Raw genomic sequence first — 18,584 nt, 5'->3', positions numbered from 1 at the left:
TTTCGACCGTCATCAAAGATATCCCTTGAGTGCTTTCCACGCGTCTGCGCTGCCTGAGGCTGCTGCCGATCTGTGGGCCATTGAGATATTTTGGTCATCCGCCGCGCCGGTCTGTGCCGGCGCCGCGGATCATCAGCGCAATTATTCGGCCGCAATTCCCATGCGGCTCCGCTCCATTTCCTCGAGTGCACGGCGGTACTCGACCGGCATGACCTTGCGGAATTTCGGGCGGTAGTCGGCCCAGTTGTCCAGTATCTGCTTGGCGCGGGTGGAACCAGTGTAATGCAGATGGTTGGAGATCAACTGATAGAGGCGCTCCTCGTCATGACGCGTCATGTCACCGGAGACGTCGACGCGCCCCTTGTGCATCAGGTCGCCGCCGTGATGATGCAGCTTCTCCAGCATGTCGTCCTCTTCCGGAACCGGCTCGAGCTCGACCATGGCCATGTTGCAGCGTTTCGCGAAGTCACCCTGCTCGTCGAGAACATAGGCCACGCCGCCGGACATACCTGCCGCGAAGTTGCGGCCCGTTCCGCCGAGCACGACGACGACGCCACCCGTCATGTATTCGCAGCCGTGATCTCCCACGCCTTCGACGACAGCGATCGCGCCGGAGTTACGCACCGCGAAGCGTTCGCCCGCAACACCGCGGAAGTAGCATTCGCCCTCGGTCGCACCGTAGAGCACGGTGTTGCCGACGATGATCGACTCTTCCGCAACGATCTTCGAGTTCTCGGGAGGACGGACGATGATCTTGCCACCCGAAAGCCCCTTGCCGACATAGTCGTTTCCGTCGCCGATGAGGTTGAAGGTGATGCCACGCGCTAGGAACGCGCCGAACGACTGACCGGCGGTACCCTTGAGCGTCACCTTGATCGTATCGTCTTTCAGCCCGCGGTGGTTATAGCGCTTGGCAACTTCACCGGACAGCATCGCGCCCGCCGAACGATCGACGTTCTTGATATCGACCTCGAAGGCAACCGGCGTCTTTGAGGAGAGAGCGGGCTCGGCCTTCTCGATCAGCTTGCGGTCGAGAATGTCGTCGATCGGGTGCTTCTGGCGGGTCGTCCAGAAAGTCTCTTCCTTGGCGGCATCGACCTTGTGGAAGATGCGGCTGAAGTCGAGGCCCTTGGCTTTCCAATGCGCCAGCATCTCGTCCTTTTCGAGCAGTTCCGAGGCACCGATGATGTCATCGAGCTTGGTGAAGCCGAGCGAGGCTAGGATCTCGCGCACTTCGTTGGCGACGAAGAAGAAGTAGTTGATGACGTGCTCGGGCGTTCCCCTGAAGCGCTTGCGCAGAACCGGATCCTGCGTCGCAACCCCTACCGGACAGGTGTTGAGGTGGCACTTGCGCATCATGATGCAGCCGGCGGCGATCAGCGGCGCGGTCGCAAAGCCGAACTCGTCGGCGCCGAGCAGCGCACCGATAATGACGTCGCGGCCGGTCTTCAGGCCACCGTCGACCTGCAGGGCAATGCGCGAGCGGAGGCCGTTCAGCACCAGCGTCTGCTGGGTTTCGGCAAGGCCGATTTCCCAGGGCGAACCCGCATGCTTCAGAGAGGTGAGCGGCGAGGCACCCGTGCCGCCGTCGAAGCCTGCGACGGTTATGTGGTCCGCGCGCGCCTTGGCGACGCCGGCGGCAACCGTGCCGACGCCGACTTCCGAGACGAGCTTGACCGAGACATCCGACGTCGGGTTGACGTTCTTCAAGTCGTAGATCAGCTGCGCGAGATCCTCGATCGAATAGATGTCGTGATGCGGCGGCGGCGAAATCAGGCCGACACCCGGTGTCGAGTGGCGGGTCTTGGCGACCGTGGCATCGACCTTGTGGCCGGGCAGCTGGCCGCCCTCGCCGGGCTTGGCACCCTGCGCCACCTTGATCTGCAATACGTCCGCGTTGACCAGATATTCGGTCGTGACACCGAAGCGCCCCGACGCGATCTGCTTGATTGCCGAGCGTTCCGGGTTCATCGAGCCGTCGGAGAGCGGCATATAGCGGTCGGATTCTTCGCCGCCCTCGCCGGTGTTCGACTTGCCGCCGATCTTGTTCATGGCGATCGCGAGCGTCGTATGCGCCTCACGGCTGATCGAGCCGAAGGACATCGCACCCGTCGAGAAGCGCTTGACGATGTCGGCGGCCGGCTCGACCTCATCGACCGAGACGGGCTTGCGTCCGAGCTGTTCAGCGCTCTTGACCTTGAACAGGCCGCGAATGGTGTTCATGCGCAGCGCCGAGGTGTTCACCATTTCAGAGAATTCGCGGTAGCGATCCTCGGCATTGCCGCGGACAGCATGCTGGAGGGCGGCGACCGCATCCGGCGTCCATGCGTGGCTCTCGCCGCGCATGCGGTAGGCATATTCGCCGCCGATATCGAGCGTGCTCGCCAGGAGCGGATCACGACCGAAGGCCGCGTTGTGGCGAGCAACGGTTTCGGCAGCGATTTCTTCGAGACCGACACCTTCGATCATCGTTGCCGTGCCGAAGAAATACTTGCTGACGAATTCCGACTGCAGGCCGATTGCATCGAAGATCTGCGCGCCGCAATAGGACTGGTAGGTCGAAATGCCCATTTTGGACATGACCTTGAGGATGCCTTTGCCGACCGCCTTGATGTATCGGTAGACGATTTCGCTGGCGTCCACCTCCTTGGGGAATTCGCCCTTCGCATGCATGTCGAGCAGCGTGTCGAAGGCGAGATACGGGTTGATCGCTTCCGCACCATAGCCTGCGAGCAGGCAGAAATGGTGCACTTCGCGCGGCTCGCCGGTTTCGACAACAAGGCCGACCGAGGTACGAAGCCCCTTGCGGATCAGGTGATGGTGCACGGCAGCCGTTGCGAGCAGGGCCGGGATCGCGATCCGATCCGGGCCGACCTGACGGTCGGAGAGCACGATGATGTTGTAGCCGCCCTTGACGGCCGCTTCGGCGCGCTCGCACAGACGGTCGAGCATCTCAGGCATGCCTTCGGCGCCGCGTTCGACATCATAGGTAAAGTCGAGCGTCTTGGTGTCGAAGCGGTCTTCCGTGTGCCCGATGGAGCGGATCTTTTCCAGATCGCCGTTCGTCAGGATCGGCTGGCGCACTTCGAGGCGCTTGGCGTTTGCCATGCCCGTATGGTCGAGAATGTTCGGCCGCGGCCCGATGAACGAGACGAGGCTCATGACAAGCTCCTCGCGGATCGGATCGATCGGCGGGTTCGTCACCTGCGCGAAGTTCTGCTTGAAATAGGTGTAGAGCAGCTTCGACTTGTCGGACATGGCCGAGATCGGCGTATCCGTACCCATCGAGCCGATCGCCTCCTGACCCGTCGTCGCCATCGGCGACATCAGGATCTTGGTGTCTTCCGTCGTGTAGCCGAAGGCCTGCTGGCGGTTGAGCAGCGAAACGTCACGGCGCAACGCCCGCGGCTCGACGGGCTTCAGGTCCTCAAGAATGAGCTGCGTGCGGTCGAGCCAGCTGCGGTACGGATGCTTGGTCGCGAGCTGCGACTTCACCTCGTCATCCGAGATGATGCGGCCTTCCTCAATGTCGATCAGCAGCATCTTGCCGGGCTGCAGGCGCCACTTCTGGATGATGTTTTCCTCCGCGACCGGCAGCGTACCGGCTTCCGAGGCGAGGATGACGCGATCGTCGTTGGTGACGAGATAACGGGCGGGTCGCAGGCCGTTACGGTCAAGCGTAGCGCCGATCTGTTTTCCGTCGGTGAACGCAACGGCGGCCGGACCATCCCACGGCTCCATGAGCGCGGCGTGGTATTCGTAGAATGCCTTGCGCTCGGCCGCCATCGACTGGTTGCCAGCCCAGGCTTCCGGGATCAACATCATCACCGCATGGGCGAGCGAATAACCGCCGCGCTGCAGGAATTCGAGCGCGTTGTCGAAGCAGGCGGTGTCCGACTGCCCCTCATAGGAGATCGGCCACAGCTTGGAGATATCGTCGCCGAAGAGCGGCGAGGACACGGATGCCTGGCGCGCCGCCATCCAGTTGACGTTGCCGCGCAGCGTGTTGATTTCGCCATTATGGGCGACCATGCGGTACGGGTGAGCCAACTTCCACGACGGGAAAGTGTTGGTGGAGAAGCGCTGGTGCACGAGCGCCACCGCGCTTTCGAAGCGCGGGTCCGACAGGTCCTTGTAGTAGGCGCCGACCTGGTAAGCCAGGAACATGCCCTTATAGACGACCGTCGCCGACGACAGCGACACCGGGTAGAAGTTGCTCTCCTCGCCGTCGAATTCGTCGTAGATGCGGTTGGAGATTACCTTGCGCAACGTGAAGAGACGGCGCTCGAACTCGTCGTTCGTTGCAGCATCCTTGCCGGCGCCGATGAAGACCTGCACATGATGCGGCTCGGTTGCGGCGATCTCAGGCGCCTTGGAGAGCGACGAGTTGTCGACCGGAACGTCGCGGAATCCGAGGAAAACCTGGCCTTCCTCGGCGATGACGTCCTTGATCACCTTCTTGAAGTGTTCGATCTGCTGCTCGTCTCGCGGCATGAAGATATGGCCCATGCCATATTCGCCCACCTTCGGCAGGATGACACCCTGCTTCGCCATTTCCTCGCGGAAGAAGCGGTCGGGGATCTGCACGAGAATGCCCGCGCCGTCACCCATCAACGGATCAGCGCCGACGGCACCGCGATGGGTCAGGTTTTCGAGAATGAAGAGACCGTCCTTGACGATCTGGTGCGACTTCTGACCCTTCATATGCGCGACGAAGCCGACACCGCAGGCATCGTGCTCGTTGCGCGGGTCGTAGAGCCCTTGTTTTCGCGGCAGGCCGGAGGCGGGTTTACGCATATTGGCCGTTGCGCGCACGTCTGCCGCTGCGAACCGGTCAAAACCCGTGGATGGCGTCTTCGTCATCTTTCCCTCCTGTCAGAGCCCGCGATCGGGCGGCTTTTCGTCGTGCACCGTCCCTGTCTGGTTCGGCACGCGACAGCGCTGTTGCATTGTGAAGATCCGGTCGCGTAAGTCCGCTCAAAAGCGATCTGTCGCTCCGCGCCTGCCAGTCGCCTTGCGCTGCCAAGGCTGCGCTCGGGTGGACTATAGCGTGAAACCCCACGAAGGTCAGGGGTTTCGGCGCCTCTTCGGCCGTAAAGGCAAAATAGGACAGCAACCCTGTCCTATTTCATCAGTTCTATGCCAGAAACCTGTCCACTTCGCAAGAGCGTTCGATTAAAAAATCGTCAATTTGCGACGGAAGATTGCCGGGCACCGCAGAATCGCGAAATAAAATTACCGCGCATCGCCGCATTTTGTTTATTGATTGCGGAATTCAATTTTTGTGATGCATTGCGAGGCAGATGCTTGATCGCGTGAAGCTTTGGCGTAATGTCCTTTGCCGAACGTGCCCTTATCCCATCTTTTCCCCACGGTTTTCCATGTTTTTTGCTTCTGATAACTGGGCTGGCGCCCATGAATCCATTTCCAAACGTCTACTCACCGCTTCCGCCGGTTTCGCTTCGGCATACGGAACCAGCGATCTCGATAAAAAGGTCGAGAGTCGCTTTTCCGAAGTCTTCGAGCGTGACGTCGCGGTCTTTTTTGTCGCAACCGGCACGGCTGCAAATTCTCTTTCCCTGGCGAGCGTCCAGCGCCCCGGTGGAATCACGTTCTGCCACTCGGAAGCCCACGTCATCGAGGACGAATGCGGAGCACCGGAATTTTTCTCCGACTCGGCCCGCCTGGTTGCGGTGCCGGGAGAGTTCGGCAAAATCGATCCGGCAAAACTCTCGGCAAGAATCGCAAGTTTCCCTGAAAATGCCGTGCACCATGGCCGCGCCAGCGCGGTAACCATCACCCAGGCGACCGAAATCGGTACGGTCTACTCTCTACCTGAAATCGGAGAGATTTCCGCCATCGCAAAGAAGCGCAGTCTGCCGCTCCATATGGACGGCGCGCGCTTCGCCAATGCGCTCGTTGCACTTGGCGCAACGCCCGCCGAGATGACATGGAAACGCGGCGTAGACATGCTTTCCTTCGGCGGCACAAAGAACGGCTGCTGGTGCGCGGAGGCGATCGTCTTCTTTAACCCGGAGCAGGCGAAGGAAATGCCCTTCATCCGCAAACGCGCCGCACAGCTCTTCTCCAAGTCACGCTTCATCGCCGCCCAGTTCGACGCCTATTTCGAGAACAATCTCTGGCTCGATCTAGCCCGCCACTCGAACGGCATGGCCGACAGGCTTCGTTCCGGCATCGGCGCCAGCAATTCTGCCCGGCTTGCCTGGCCGACCGCTTCCAACGAGGTCTTTGCTGTTATTAGCAGGAGTGCGGCCAAAACCGCCGAGGAAAAGGGCGCGAAGTTCTACGAATGGCCAGTCCCGGCTGCAACTCCGGAACTCGTCGGCAATAATGAGACGCTGGTCCGCCTCGTCACCAGCTTCGCCACGACAGAAGCCGACGTCGACGGCTTCCTGAAATGCCTGGCGGCATAAAGCCGGCAAGGCTAGTTTTGATGACCATACATGGCGGATTGCGGCGCACCGTGATCCGCCTTTTCCGCTTCGTGCCCGATCAAAACGATCACCATTACACAGGCCACCAGGCCTGAAATGAATAGTGCTCCATACATCATCGGTCCGTCCTCCCTCGCCCCGAGCGACGACCATTGCAAGCTTCTAATGTACGAGCCGGAATCTAACCAAACAGCTAAGTGACAGGGTTGAGAGGGGCTTAAAACCGCAAGCGGCCGGTTAACCTCTAACAGCGACTACTGCGGTCCAGCCTGCATGTGATGGATCGGTTTGCCGTCCACAGCGATAGCTTCTGAAGCCTGCAGTTTCTTGATGTCCTCCTCGGAAAGTGTCGGTCGGTCTACCTTGAGCGTGAGCTTGTTGAGCTTGGCCGTCAATGCAAACGGCGGTTGGTAATCGGCGTCGTTGACGCCGGTCAGCGTGTCGGAGCCGATGTCGAAACTCTCATCCCACTGCAGAATCATGGGCAGTGTGCGCTGCATTTCCTGGGTGGCCACGACTTTGCCATCCACCTTGAGGGTGCCGGTTCCAGGTCGGCCGAGGCCGCTCATATTGTTGTACGCAAGCGTCCCGGTTCCAAGGCCGTCATACTTGAAATCGAATTCTATGGTATGCCGGCCGGGCGTCAGCGCGTCCGGGCCTTCCCACTTGACGCGCTTGAGGTCGACCAGGTTCCAAAGGAAGACCGGCTTGCCCTTCAACAGGTAGAAGCCGTAACCGGCGAAGCGCCCGCCCGAGGTCAGGATCATGCCCTCCGCGCCGCCTTGGGGCACATCGATGTCCGCGGTGATGGCGTACGAGCTATTGAGGATGGAGGGAGAGTCGCCTTGCGGCAGGCCGACCATCGGGACGGTGTAGGTGAACTCCATCCGCCCGGCGGTGATGTTCGGGCGCGGCGCGACGATGCGGGCTGCCACCGAGGCATCCATGGGGAAGACCTGATGCTTCCTCGCCTCCGCGATGAACAGTTCCTTAAGTTCCTTGACCTTGTCGGGATTCTGGTCGGCAAGGTTCTGCGACTGGCTGAAGTCCTTGCTCAGATCGTAAAGTTCCAGCACCTGGTTGTTCAGCGGGTCGGGATTGGCGGCGCCGAAGGCTTCCCACGGCGCGCGGTTCACCTTCGTGCTGAGCAACCAGCCATCATTGTAGAGCGCCCACTGGCCCATCATTTCGAAATACTGGGTCTTGTGCCGTGACGGCGCCTTGGCGTTTTTCTCATCGAATGTATAGGCGAAGCTGGTGCCCTCGATCGGCGCTTGCTTGATCCCGTCGACCATTTCTGGGGCGGGTATCCCCGTTACTTCGAGGATCGTCGGCACCACGTCGATGACGTGCGTGAACTGCTGACGCAGCCCGCCCTTGTTGCTGATGCGCGCCGGCCAGGAGACCGCCATGTTCTGCCCGATGCCGCCGAGCCTGGAGGCGTTCTGTTTGAACCATGTGAAGGGCGTATCGAAAGCCCAGGACCAACCCGCGGACATGTGGTTGTAGGTCTGTTCGGTGCCCCAGACATCGTACCACTTCATCTGGACGTCTGTTGGCATCTCGTTGATGCCGTTGAAGAACGCGACCTCGTTGGGTGTGCCGAGGGGACCACCCTCCGCACTCGTGCCGTTGTCGCCGTTGATATAGATGACGAGCGTATTGTCGAGCTTGCCCATGTCGTCGATGGTCTGGATGACACGCCCGATTTCGTGATCGCTGTAGGCGACATAGGCTGCGAAAACGTCGGCCTGTCTGATGAAGAGCTTCTGGTCCTGCGGCGTCAGGTCATCCCAGTTCTTGATGATCTGCGTTGGCCAAGCCTCCAGCTTCGTATCCTGGGGGATTACCCCCAGCCTCTTCTGGTTCTCGAAGATCTGCTCGCGCAGCTTGTTCCAGCCCTGGTCGAAGAGATGCATGCTGCTGATCTTGTCCACCCACTCCTTTGTCGGGTGATGCGGTGCGTGCGTCGCGCCCGGCGCGTACTTCACGAAGAAAGGTTTGTCGGGCGACGTCTGGTTTAAGCGGCTTAGGTAGTCAATCGCGTCATCCGCCATTCCCGTAACCAGGTTCCATCCCGGCTTGCCCTCGAAGGGGTAGATCTGGGTGGTGTTGCGGAACAGGTTTGGCTGCCACTGGTTGGCGTCGCCACCGACGAAGCCGTAGAAATATTCGAAGCCCATGCCGGTCGGCCACTTATCGAAGGGGCCGATCGAGCTGGCGGCGAAGGCCGGAGTATTGTGGTCCTTGCCGAACCAGGAAGTGGCGTAGCCGTTGTCGCGGAGGATCCGGCCGATGGTCGCTTTGTCCTCGGGGATGATGCTGTTATAGCCCGGGAAACCCGTGGATTGCTCGGAGATTACGCCGAAGCCGACCGAATGGTGGTTGCGCCCGGTAATCAGGGCGGCCCGCGTCGGCGAGCACAGTGCGGTGGAGTGAATGTTGTTATAGCGCAGCCCGTCGTTGGCGATGCGATCCATGGTAGGTGTCGGAATCACGCCACCAAAGGTGCTCGGCACACCAAATCCCGCATCATCCGTGATGATCAGCAAGATGTTGGGCGCCCCCTTCGGAGGCACGATACGCGGCGCCCACCATGGCTTTGACTGCAAGGCATCATCCGTGATCACGCCGCCGAATTTCGGATCTGGCGCTGGCAGTTGTTTTCCGTCGATCGCGGTCGTGGCGCCCGGTGAGCCGAGCGTGCCGGAAATTTGCGCCTCTGCGGCATTCGCCATGCCGCCCAATGCGGTTACTGTCGTTAGGCCAAGCGCACACGCGAGACGCCTATACAGCTTCGGGCACATTGTTGATCTCCCCTCTTGAGAGGTATCCGCGACGCCGGTTCAGGAGTTTTGCTCAATGACTGCATATATCGAGGCGATATCTGGACGCGCTTGCGCGCACAGATTCCCGAACGGTCTACGGGGCTCCCCTAGTTCGCAAATTGGCGGCGCAAGTCTACATCACCGTCCGAATGGTTAAATTAGGTAATTCTAATAAAAAGCGCCGCTGACTGTTTGTGGAGTGCTTGTAAGCGGCTCCCTCGGACCAAATGGGTCAGTAGTGGCACCTATTGCTGCCTCAGTTCCTTTAAAATTCTTCACTAGCGGGAACTTTTCGGGAACAATTTCATTGATAACTAGAAAGGCGAAAAGCGATGAAAAAGTTAGCTGTCGTGTTCATCTCAGCTGTGACTGCCTTGACCAGCGTACTGCCTGCGGAGGCATTTCCTGCGATCAACCTCACCAAGCCGAAAGTCGTATCGAACATAGAGCAGGTTCGGGATGGCGATTGGAGCGGATGGAGCAACTTCGCTAGGCGCCGCTATCTTAAGAGCTGGCGCGGCAATCGCGGCTCATATTATGGCAGTAACCGTGGGTATCGTGGCTACCGCTATAACAACTATTATGGGCACCGGTACCATCATCATAATGACGATAACGACGCGGCGGCGATCATCGGCGGACTGGCGCTGGGTGCGATCGTCGGTGGGGCGTTAGCTCAGCCCTACTATTCTGCCCCCTACTATGGCCCACCGTCCTCTGCGTATGGCGGGAATTCTCATACAAGCTGGTGCTACAGCCGATATCGCTCCTATAGGGCCTGGGACAACACGTTCCAGCCGTACTATGGCCCGCGCCGGCAGTGTATTTCGCCTTTCTAATCAGCAGAAACAAACCCGCCACCCGGCGGGTTTTTATTCCTGTGGAGTCGATCGCAACCGCCGCACCTTGCCGAGGATGTCGTCCGACAGCGCCGCGACAAGCGCCTGATCGGCGCCCTTGCGCGGCACCAGCACGAATTCCACATCTTCCAGTGCCGGCAGCCTCGCCGTGCTGATTTCTTTCAATCCCGATGGGGCCATGCTGCGTGGCTGCACCAGTAGGCCCATTCCGGCCCGTGCGGCCGCCGTCAGGCCGCTCAGGCTGCCACAGGTACAGACGATCCGCCAAGGCACCTGCTTCTGGCTGAGGGCTTCCAGGGCAATGCTCCGTGTGACGCTGGGCGCCGGAAAGGCGATGAGCGGCAGAGGCGTCTGTGCCAACACATATTCGGGATCGCGCGCCAGCCAGACCAACGGCTCGCGATAGATAAGCCGACCGCGCGCATCGCCGAGGCGGCGTTTCGCGAGCACCAGATCGATCTCGCCGTTGTCCTGCATCTCATAAAGCGCGCCCGACAATGCCACCGTAAGCTCGAGGTCCACCGACGGATGCGACCGCACGAAGTCCTCCAGGACCGCCGACAGCTGGCTCGTTACAAAATCTTCCGAGACGCCGAGGCGAAGCCGGCCGCGCAGACGAGTGCTCTTGAACAGCGCCTGCACCTCGCCTTCGATGGAAAGCATCGTTCGGGCGTGTGAGAGCAAGGCTTCGCCATCTGCCGTGAGAACGACCCTATGAGTGTCGCGCGCCAGGAGCTTGCGACCGAGCGCGGTCTCAAGCCGCTGGATATGCTGGCTGACTGTCGATTGCCCGAGGCCGAGGCGCTCGGCCGCGAGCGTGAAGCTGCCCATCTGTTCGACGGCAACAAAGCTGCGCAGCTGCGTAAGATCAAGCATGACAATCTCGATTCACGATAACTGTTATTCCTTGCATCCTGAATCATAATTTGAGACAAGGCAATGAACTTCTGGAGTCCCGAGATAACTTCATGCGCCGCTTTTTGCCCGATACATTTACAATCCTGCTCGTTTGCACCGTCATCCTTGCCTCGCTCCTTCCGGCAAGCGGCACCTTTGCCAACTACTTCGGCGACGCCACGACGCTGGCCATCGCGCTGCTCTTCTTTCTGCATGGCGCGCGCCTTTCCCGCGAGGTCGTCATCGCAGGCCTCCTGCACTGGCGGCTGCACATCGTCATTCTTCTGACGACATTCGCCGTGTTCCCGCTGCTCGGCATGGCGCTCGGCTTCATTCCGGAGTCAATCCTGCCGAAGCCGCTTTACCTCGGCATTCTGTTTCTTTGCGTGCTGCCGTCCACGGTTCAGTCTTCGATCGCCTTTACCTCGATGGCAGGCGGCAACGTGCCCGCGGCGATCTGCTCCGCATCGGCTTCGAACATCTTCGGCATGTTCCTCACGCCGCTGCTCGTCGGCCTGCTCTTTTCGGTCGGCGGCCATGGCGGCTTTTCCTGGGACGCCCTGGAACAGATCCTATTGCAGCTCCTCGCCCCATTCATCGTCGGCCAGGTTCTGGAGCCTTGGATCGGCGGCTGGATCCGTTCGAAGAAGAAAATCCTGATGCCCGTCGATCGCGGCTCGATCCTGATGGTCGTTTACCTGGCCTTCAGCACGGCAGTCGTCGAGGGTCTGTGGCACACCTTTTCGCCGCGAGACATCGCCGTCGTCATTGTTCTCGACACGCTGCTGCTCGCTTTCGTGCTCGCCTTCACCATGCACGGCAGCCGCCTTCTCGGCTTCAACAAGGCCGACGAGATCACCATCACTTTCTGCGGCTCGAAAAAGAGCCTGGCAAGCGGTGTACCGATGGCAAGCGTCATTTTCGCCGGCCAGTCGATCGGCGCCATCGTTCTGCCGCTGATGCTCTTCCACCAGATCCAGTTGATGGTCGGCGCCGTGATCGCCCAGAAGTACGCGGCCGCGGCAGCACGAAGGATAACCGAAGAGAAGGTCGCCGCGGCAACCAAAGCCGCGTAGGCAACCTCCAGCGAACAGTGCGCCAAGCTCCCTACTCCTTCGTCAAGCGGGCGGCGACAAACGCCGCGCCGCCGATCGCAACTGTAGCAAGAAGGATGGCGAACGCCGTGGCGCCCGCAGCAAAGCCTGTCAGATCGATGAGATAGCCTGTCGCGACGGGCAGCAATCCGGCCGGGATGTACCCGCCGAAATTGAGAACCGCATTGGCCTCGGCGCGACGATGAGCCGGTACATGCAGGCCGATCAGCGTCAGCCCGCCCAATTGTCCGAGGCCCTGCCCGGCACCCGCCAGTAGCGCGGCGGCGACCAATACAGTCGCGATCGAGCCGTTCACTGCAACCACAATGCCCAACATGGACACGACGCTCGCCGCCGACCCGATCATGAAGATCGTCCTGACCGGGAGACGGCGGACGGCGAACTGAACGCCTGTCGCCGTCAGGAACATGGCGCAGGCCATGCCTCCGGCAACAAGCGGGCTGGTGACATCGAGAAGCCGCGAAAGGAGCGACGGACCGAGCGACAACACAAAGGATGTTGCCGTAATACCGGGACCGAACACTGCTATTCCGAAGGCAAGGTGCTTGCGGTTTGGCTGTGGCACGCCAGGCAGACGCAGCCGCCAGCCGTCACTCGGCGCTGAACGCTTCAGCGGCAGGATTGCGATCGCGATGAACGCGCTGACGAGTATCAGGAACTCCGCCGCAAAAATCGGCAATACGGGCTGCGAAAGCACCTGTGCCGAGGCACCGGCGAGCAGCGGGCCTAGGCCCGCCCCCAGAACCATTGCCACGGACGCCGCAAGAGATGCGGTTTTTCGGCGCTCCGGACCACCCAAATCGACGACCGACGCCATCCCGGCCGACACAATCACGCCAACGGCAATGCCTGACAACAGACGTGCGATCACCAGCATTGCCACGGATTCGGCCGCGGCAAACAGGAGACAGGCCGCCATCGCGGCGAGGAGACCCGGGATCAGAACCGGTTTGCGCCCATACCGGTCGGAAAGCTGTCCGGCGACGAGCAACGCAAGCAGTAGGCCGAAGATATAAGCCGCGAAGATAACAGTGAGGGTTGCTGACGAAAAACCAATCTCACCCTGCCAATGGACATAGAGGGGCGTCGCAGAGTTCGAGAGGATGAAAACCGCCGTTACGATCCAGGCCGCCGCCCACATCCGCCATGGCGGCGCCTCTGCTGCATAGCGCGGATCAGCATCTGATTGGGATTGGACTGTCATGATGAAGACGACTCCGGCTGTACGATCTTTTTCGTACTATAGTAGTTCGGGATAATTCGTACAATACGGTTCGACAAAAGTCGTACATGGTGCTATAGATGCCTGCATGTCCAAACAGCACATCGCCATCGAAGATCCCGCGCACCACCGGCCCCCGGCCTTGCCGGAACCCGCAATTGATGAATTGCGATTGGAAACGGTCATGGGGGCGCTCGCCGATCCTCTGCGCCTCACCATCATTCGTAGGCTGCTGTTGGAGTCGGAAGACTATGACCATACCTGCGGGTGGTTCGGTTTCGACCGGCCGAAATCCTCTTTGACACACCATTTCAAGGCGCTGCGCGAGGCTGGTCTCATCCGCCAGCGGCAATATGGCCTTGAGCGTCGCAGCCGCGTCCGCGCCGAAGACCTGAACGAACGCTTTCCGGGCCTGCTCGATCTCGTGGCGGAATGGACGCCCGCCGCGCCAGTCAAATAGCCGCATCCGAGATGGCGGCGGGTAAGGGATAGGGAATCGGTCCATCCGGCCTGACCGCCCGGCAATAAAAAAGCGGCGCTCAAACGAGCGCCGCTGCTTATCCTGTCCTCAGAGGGATCGGTTAGTTCGCGACCTGAGCCTCGATAGCCTTCGGCGCGCTTACCGGCTCTGCAGCAATCGCGATCTTGCGAGGCTTCATGGTTTCCGGAATGCTGCGAAGAAGGTCGATGTGAAGCAGGCCATTCTTCAGCGAAGCGGCCGTCACCTCGACATGGTCGGCAAGCTGGAAGCGGCGCTCGAAGGCGCGCTTGGCGATGCCGCGATAGAGGAATTCGCTGCCTTCCGCATTTTCTTCGCTCTTTTCACCCTTGACGGTCAGAGCGTGAGCCTGAGCTTCGATCGAGATCTCGCTTTCATCGAAACCAGCAACGGCCATGGTAATGCGGTAGGTGTTTTCGCCGGTGCGCTCGATGTTGTAGGGCGGATAGGTCTGCCCCTGATCCGGCTGAGCAAGGCTGTCGAGCATCGTGAAAAGACGATCGAAACCGACGGTGGAACGATAAAGGGGAGAGAAGTCTACGTGACGCATTGTGTCCTCCTGGGAAGCGACGTGTTGCGATAAATATGCCCTGAAACCCCATATTCGGCAGCTTCGGGACGGTTCCGCGGACCCGTTTGGCGCCCGCAAAATTGAGATGGTGATGGTCTTTCCGAAGTTCAAGTCCTCTTCAAAGCACGGTGAACGGGGCATGAACGCAAGGTTCGGCGTCTGTTCAGCAGTGCATCTGTAAATTCCATATTGTCGGGTATTAAAACTGGCCCGATGGCTGAAGTGCATCGTCCCTTCTTCTTCAGTCCGCCTTATGGCCGGCGCCGGGTACTCCTCAATTGCCCCGCCGGTCTCTTTTTATCCGTACTGTCCCTTAGCAGTTGATTTTCAGTGGCCGTTGATTATGCCTACGATCAGGCGGCATCGAAAGCAGGCTCATGGACAGCGTCCTCATCTCGACACCTGATAACCCGGTCCCGGAAAACTGCACCGAGGGCTACTTCGAGACGCACGATGGATGGAAGCTGCGCTACGCCGTGTTTCGGTCCGACGCTTCGGTCGCGAAGGGTACCGTCGTCATTCTTCAGGGGCGCAACGAGTACATAGAGAAGTATTTTGAGACGATCCGCGATCTGACGGCAAGAGGCCTCTGGGTTGCGACCTTCGATCTTCGCGGCCAGGGCGGCTCGCCGCGGCTCATCAAGAAGCGCCAGCATGGCCACGTGCGACGCTTTTCCGATTATGAGCGGGACCTCGACACCTTTCTGGAAAAGGTGGTACTGCCCGACACCCGCCTACCGTTCTATTTGCTCGGCCATTCGACCGGGGGCCTGATTGCGCTTTCGGCTGCGCCTTATCTTGGAACACGCATCGAGCGCATGGTGCTGTCCGCGCCGTTCCTAGGCCTGATCGGCCAGGTCGCGTCCACCGCAACCATTCGCCGTCTCGCCGCCACGGCCTGCTCGCTCGGCCTTGGATCGCTGCCGTTGGCCCGCAAAATGCCGGAGCTGCCGTTCCGCGACAATCCGCTTACCTCCGACGAGGTGCGTTTCGAGCGGAACATCACGATGATGAAGGAGCATCCGGAACTGATGCTCGGTCCGCCGACTGCGCGCTGGCTGCGTGAATGCTTCACGACGATCGACAAGGTCCTGACGCCGAACCACCTTTTCTCGATCAACATACCGACAGTCGTCATTGCCCCGACCCGCGACGGCGTCGTGCCCTACATCGCGCAGGAGCGGCTCTCCCGTTATTTCCGCGCGGGACAGCTCGTGCCGGTCAACGGCGCCCGGCATGAGATTTTTCAGGAGCGCGACGTCTATCGCGCAGCCGCCCTGGCAGCGCTCAACGCCTTTATTCCGGGCAGCGACGCCGAGGCCGTTGAAAAAGTTGAGGGAATCGGTGTTTGAGCGGGTAGAGGCCTAGCGCAGAAGCGCAAGCGCCTGCTCGTAAACGGCCCGACTTCCGGCGGCAATGATCGAGCCGCCGTTCTCCGGCCGTCCGCCGTCCCAAGTCGTGACGATGCCGCCGGCATTCTCGATCACCGGAATGATCCCGCCGACATCGTAGGGCTTCAGACCATTTTCGATCACGAGATCGACATGGCCGGCCGCAAGCAGTGCATAGGCATAGCAATCAATACCGTAGCGGAAGAGCCGGACTTGGCTTTCGACCTTGCGATACCTGTCCATTTCTTCGCCGGTAAAGAGATGCGGCGAGGTGGTGAAAAGGATCGCGTTGGAAAGCGTGCCGCAATCGCGCGTCCTCAACCGCCGTTCGCCCTCCGGCCCCGAGTAGATAGAGCCGTTTTGATCGGCAAAATAGCGTTCACCGGTGAACGGCTGTTCGATCATGCCCATGATCGCCCGGCCGTTCTTCTGCAGCCCGATCAACGTTCCCCATACCGGCAGGCCGGAAATGAAGGCGCGCGTTCCATCGATGGGGTCGATCACCCAGACATATTCGCGATCGAGGCCCATATTGCCGTGTTCCTCGCCAAGAATGCCATGGTCGGGAAAATGCTCTTCGATTAGTTTTCGGATTGCGGCTTCCGCCGCCTGATCGCCCTCGGTAACGGGGTCGAAGCCGCTTGAAAGCTTGTTCGTGACATCAAGGCCGGAGCGGAACCGTGGCAGGGTTTCCGCCTTAGCGGCTTCCGCCAAGCGATTGAAGAACGAGCGGTCGGGAAGCATGAAACATCCGTTTTCTGGCGATAGTGCCGCTTTTCATAGCGGAACTGCCTTCGAATGCAACTGCACTAAGCAAGGCGCCAATAGCTGCCCGATTTTTTTGCAGTGCAAAATAATGATTGACAATTGTGCATCGCAGCAATACTCTCCTCATGCAGTCTCTCGACTGTAAATGCCCTCCTTGGGTGTTTCCTCCCTAGACTCGCCGCGCTGCACAGCGCGGCTCTTTTTTGACCGCTGTTTGGCAGCTCACTCGGCCGCAAGCGCCGTGTCGGACGCGAACTGCTGCACATAGCTCGCCATCTGCTGCATGAAACTGGTAACAGCCTTAACGATCAGCGGAAAGTCGGCGCGCTTTTCCAATGTGACTTCATCGACGTAGATGGCCCGGTTCACTTCGATCTGCAGCGCATGTAAACCCCGCGAGGGACGGCCGTAGTGCTCGGTAATGAAGCCCCCGGCGTAGGGTTTGTTGCGGATCGCCGTAAAGCCCATTTCCTCGAGGATGCTGATCGCCGTTCGCGACAGCTCCGCCGAAGCACTGGTGCCATACCGGTCACCGATGATGAAGTCCGGCCGCGCATTGCTGCCTGCGACCCGCACGTTGCCCGGCATCGAATGGCAATCTATCAACACGCCAAAGCCGAACTGCACGTGGGTACGCGCGATCAAGCGGCGCAGCGCGGCATGATAAGGCTTGTAGACGCTCTCGACGCGGTCGAGCCCCTCCTCCACCCTAAGCCGCCGTGCATAGATTTCCATGTTCTCGGCAACGATCCGCGGAATCGTCCCCAGCCCGCCTGCGACACGCAGCGAATTGATGTTCGCATAGGGGGGCAGGAGCCCCTCGAACATGCGCGGATCGAGCTCGTAAGGCTCGCGGTTTACATCGAGATAGGCGCGAGGGAAGTTGGCGAGAAGCAGAGGCGCGCCGAGCAGACTGGCTGCTGCAAACAGCTCGTCGACATAGTGATCCTCCGATCGGCGGATGGAAATGCCTTCGAGCCGCGACTGGGCGATAAATTCCGGTGGATAAATACGGCCACTATGGGGAGAGTTATAAACGAATGGAATGGTCTGCGACACGGGCTCACGGATCTCAAAAAGCTCGTATTCGCGGATTTCCGGCACCTTTTTCCCTCTTAACCATGTGATAGGACGGCTGCTTCGCCCATGTTGCCAGTTGCGTTACCTCAAGTCCATACTATGGATAGGGGATGACAGCCACGGCTAGCCAATTCACCGGTTGTTTACCGGGCAAAGTCTAGTGTAAATGGCTGGAACCTCCCACCAAAACCTATCACCATCGGTCTGGATAATGACTCAGAAGATACTGCTTGCCGAAGACGACAACGACATGCGCCGCTTCCTCGTAAAGGCGCTTGAAAAGGCTGGTTACAAGGTTCTTTCCTACGATAACGGCGCAAGCGCTTACGACAGGCTTCGCGAAGAGCCCTTTTCGCTGCTGCTGACCGATATCGTCATGCCGGAAATGGACGGCATCGAGCTCGCCCGCCGTGCGACGGAACTCGATCCGGACCTCAAAGTGATGTTCATCACTGGGTTTGCCGCCGTCGCCTTGAACCCTGATTCGAAGGCGCCGAAGGATGCAAAGGTGCTTTCCAAGCCCTTCCACCTTCGCGATCTCGTCGAAGAAGTGAACAAAATGCTTGCCGCATAAGGCATTCCGTTGGCGCGTCACAAAACTTCAAAAAAGCCTATTGACGGTTCCCAAGGTTTTGTGATCTATGCGCCGCCATCGGATGGGCGTGTAGCTCAGCGGGAGAGCACTACGTTGACATCGTAGGGGTCACAGGTTCAATCCCTGTCACGCCCACCATCCAATTACTTGAAATTCAAGATGTTTCAGGCTCCTTCGGGAGCCTTTTACATATTTCCCCTTAGGTTCAGCGAACCTGAGGCAAAACGATGATGGAGCGCGGGCAGTGCGAGCAAGCTGTAGTCACGCTCTCGATATGATCGGCGGCCATTGACCACGGATGGG

General features: G+C 59.7%; 13 protein-coding genes and 1 tRNA gene. 7 read left to right on the top strand and 7 right to left on the bottom strand.

Features of this window, described 5'->3' with window-relative positions:
• Nucleotides 1-141: 141 nt before the first annotated feature.
• Nucleotides 142-4,863 carry a glutamate synthase large subunit gene (gene gltB / locus ACPYOJ_RS09610; RefSeq protein WP_481416036.1) on the bottom strand — a complete coding sequence of 1,574 codons (4,722 nt, stop codon included), beginning with the start codon at nucleotides 4,861-4,863 and terminating at the stop codon, nucleotides 142-144.
• 518 nt (nucleotides 4,864-5,381) lie between these two features.
• Here gltB and ACPYOJ_RS09605 point away from each other — a divergent pair.
• Nucleotides 5,382-6,434: a threonine aldolase family protein gene (locus tag ACPYOJ_RS09605; protein WP_481416035.1), complete on the top strand. Its 1,053-nt coding sequence runs from the start codon at nucleotides 5,382-5,384 to the stop codon at nucleotides 6,432-6,434.
• A 275-nt stretch (nucleotides 6,435-6,709) separates the two neighbouring features.
• Here the strand turns inward: ACPYOJ_RS09605 and ACPYOJ_RS09600 are convergent, their stop codons facing one another.
• Nucleotides 6,710-9,193 (bottom strand): arylsulfatase, encoded by a 2,484-nt coding sequence (locus ACPYOJ_RS09600; protein ID WP_481416091.1) that lies wholly within the window; start codon nucleotides 9,191-9,193, stop codon nucleotides 6,710-6,712.
• Between the two features lie 422 nt (nucleotides 9,194-9,615).
• Here ACPYOJ_RS09600 and ACPYOJ_RS09595 point away from each other — a divergent pair, with 422 nt between their 5' ends.
• A complete protein-coding gene (locus ACPYOJ_RS09595; RefSeq protein WP_481416034.1) occupies nucleotides 9,616-10,122 on the top strand; it encodes a BA14K family protein in 507 nt (168 codons plus the stop codon).
• 33 nt (nucleotides 10,123-10,155) lie between these two features.
• Here the strand turns inward: ACPYOJ_RS09595 and ACPYOJ_RS09590 are convergent, their stop codons facing one another.
• Complete coding sequence (locus tag ACPYOJ_RS09590) at nucleotides 10,156-11,019, bottom strand: LysR family transcriptional regulator (RefSeq protein WP_168831471.1); 864 nt, start codon at nucleotides 11,017-11,019, stop codon at nucleotides 10,156-10,158.
• 92 nt (nucleotides 11,020-11,111) lie between these two features.
• Between ACPYOJ_RS09590 and ACPYOJ_RS09585 the strand changes: the two genes are divergently transcribed.
• Complete coding sequence (locus tag ACPYOJ_RS09585; RefSeq protein ID WP_481416033.1) at nucleotides 11,112-12,116, top strand: bile acid:sodium symporter family protein; 1,005 nt, start codon at nucleotides 11,112-11,114, stop codon at nucleotides 12,114-12,116.
• A 31-nt stretch (nucleotides 12,117-12,147) separates the two neighbouring features.
• On the opposite strand, the gene ACPYOJ_RS09580 is transcribed toward ACPYOJ_RS09585, so the two are convergent.
• Nucleotides 12,148-13,359 carry an MFS transporter gene (locus ACPYOJ_RS09580; protein WP_481416032.1) on the bottom strand — a complete coding sequence of 404 codons (1,212 nt, stop codon included), beginning with the start codon at nucleotides 13,357-13,359 and terminating at the stop codon, nucleotides 12,148-12,150.
• A gap of 106 nt (nucleotides 13,360-13,465) precedes the next feature.
• Between ACPYOJ_RS09580 and ACPYOJ_RS09575 the strand changes: the two genes are divergently transcribed.
• Complete coding sequence (locus ACPYOJ_RS09575; RefSeq protein WP_481416031.1) at nucleotides 13,466-13,837, top strand: ArsR/SmtB family transcription factor; 372 nt, start codon at nucleotides 13,466-13,468, stop codon at nucleotides 13,835-13,837.
• A gap of 121 nt (nucleotides 13,838-13,958) precedes the next feature.
• Here the strand turns inward: ACPYOJ_RS09575 and ACPYOJ_RS09570 are convergent, their stop codons facing one another.
• Nucleotides 13,959-14,426 carry an Hsp20 family protein gene (locus ACPYOJ_RS09570; protein ID WP_168831468.1) on the bottom strand — a complete coding sequence of 156 codons (468 nt, stop codon included), beginning with the start codon at nucleotides 14,424-14,426 and terminating at the stop codon, nucleotides 13,959-13,961.
• Between the two features lie 398 nt (nucleotides 14,427-14,824).
• Here ACPYOJ_RS09570 and ACPYOJ_RS09565 point away from each other — a divergent pair, with 398 nt between their 5' ends.
• Entirely contained in the window at nucleotides 14,825-15,799 is a 975-nt protein-coding gene (locus ACPYOJ_RS09565; protein WP_481416030.1) for an alpha/beta fold hydrolase, read from the top strand.
• Nucleotides 15,800-15,811: 12 nt separating this feature from the next.
• Here ACPYOJ_RS09565 and hisN read toward each other — a convergent pair whose 3' ends face one another.
• Both hisN and ACPYOJ_RS09555 read right to left on the bottom strand, forming a co-directional pair.
• Complete coding sequence (hisN, locus tag ACPYOJ_RS09560; protein WP_481416029.1) at nucleotides 15,812-16,582, bottom strand: histidinol-phosphatase; 771 nt, start codon at nucleotides 16,580-16,582, stop codon at nucleotides 15,812-15,814.
• 246 nt (nucleotides 16,583-16,828) lie between these two features.
• Nucleotides 16,829-17,710: an N-formylglutamate amidohydrolase gene (locus ACPYOJ_RS09555; protein ID WP_481416028.1), complete on the bottom strand. Its 882-nt coding sequence runs from the start codon at nucleotides 17,708-17,710 to the stop codon at nucleotides 16,829-16,831.
• Between the two features lie 187 nt (nucleotides 17,711-17,897).
• On the opposite strand from ACPYOJ_RS09555, the gene cpdR1 reads away from it, so the two are divergent.
• Both cpdR1 and ACPYOJ_RS09545 read left to right on the top strand, forming a co-directional pair.
• Nucleotides 17,898-18,260 carry a response regulator CpdR1 gene (gene cpdR1, locus ACPYOJ_RS09550; RefSeq protein WP_007527565.1) on the top strand — a complete coding sequence of 121 codons (363 nt, stop codon included), beginning with the start codon at nucleotides 17,898-17,900 and terminating at the stop codon, nucleotides 18,258-18,260.
• A gap of 84 nt (nucleotides 18,261-18,344) precedes the next feature.
• A tRNA-Val gene (locus tag ACPYOJ_RS09545) sits at nucleotides 18,345-18,419 on the top strand.
• Nucleotides 18,420-18,584: the final 165 nt, after the last annotated feature.

Source organism: Rhizobium sp. SVR5-9E, from assembly GCF_056755095.1.
The sequence above is the reverse complement of the archived record's forward strand: the minus strand, read 5'-3'. Positions and strand labels throughout refer to the sequence as shown.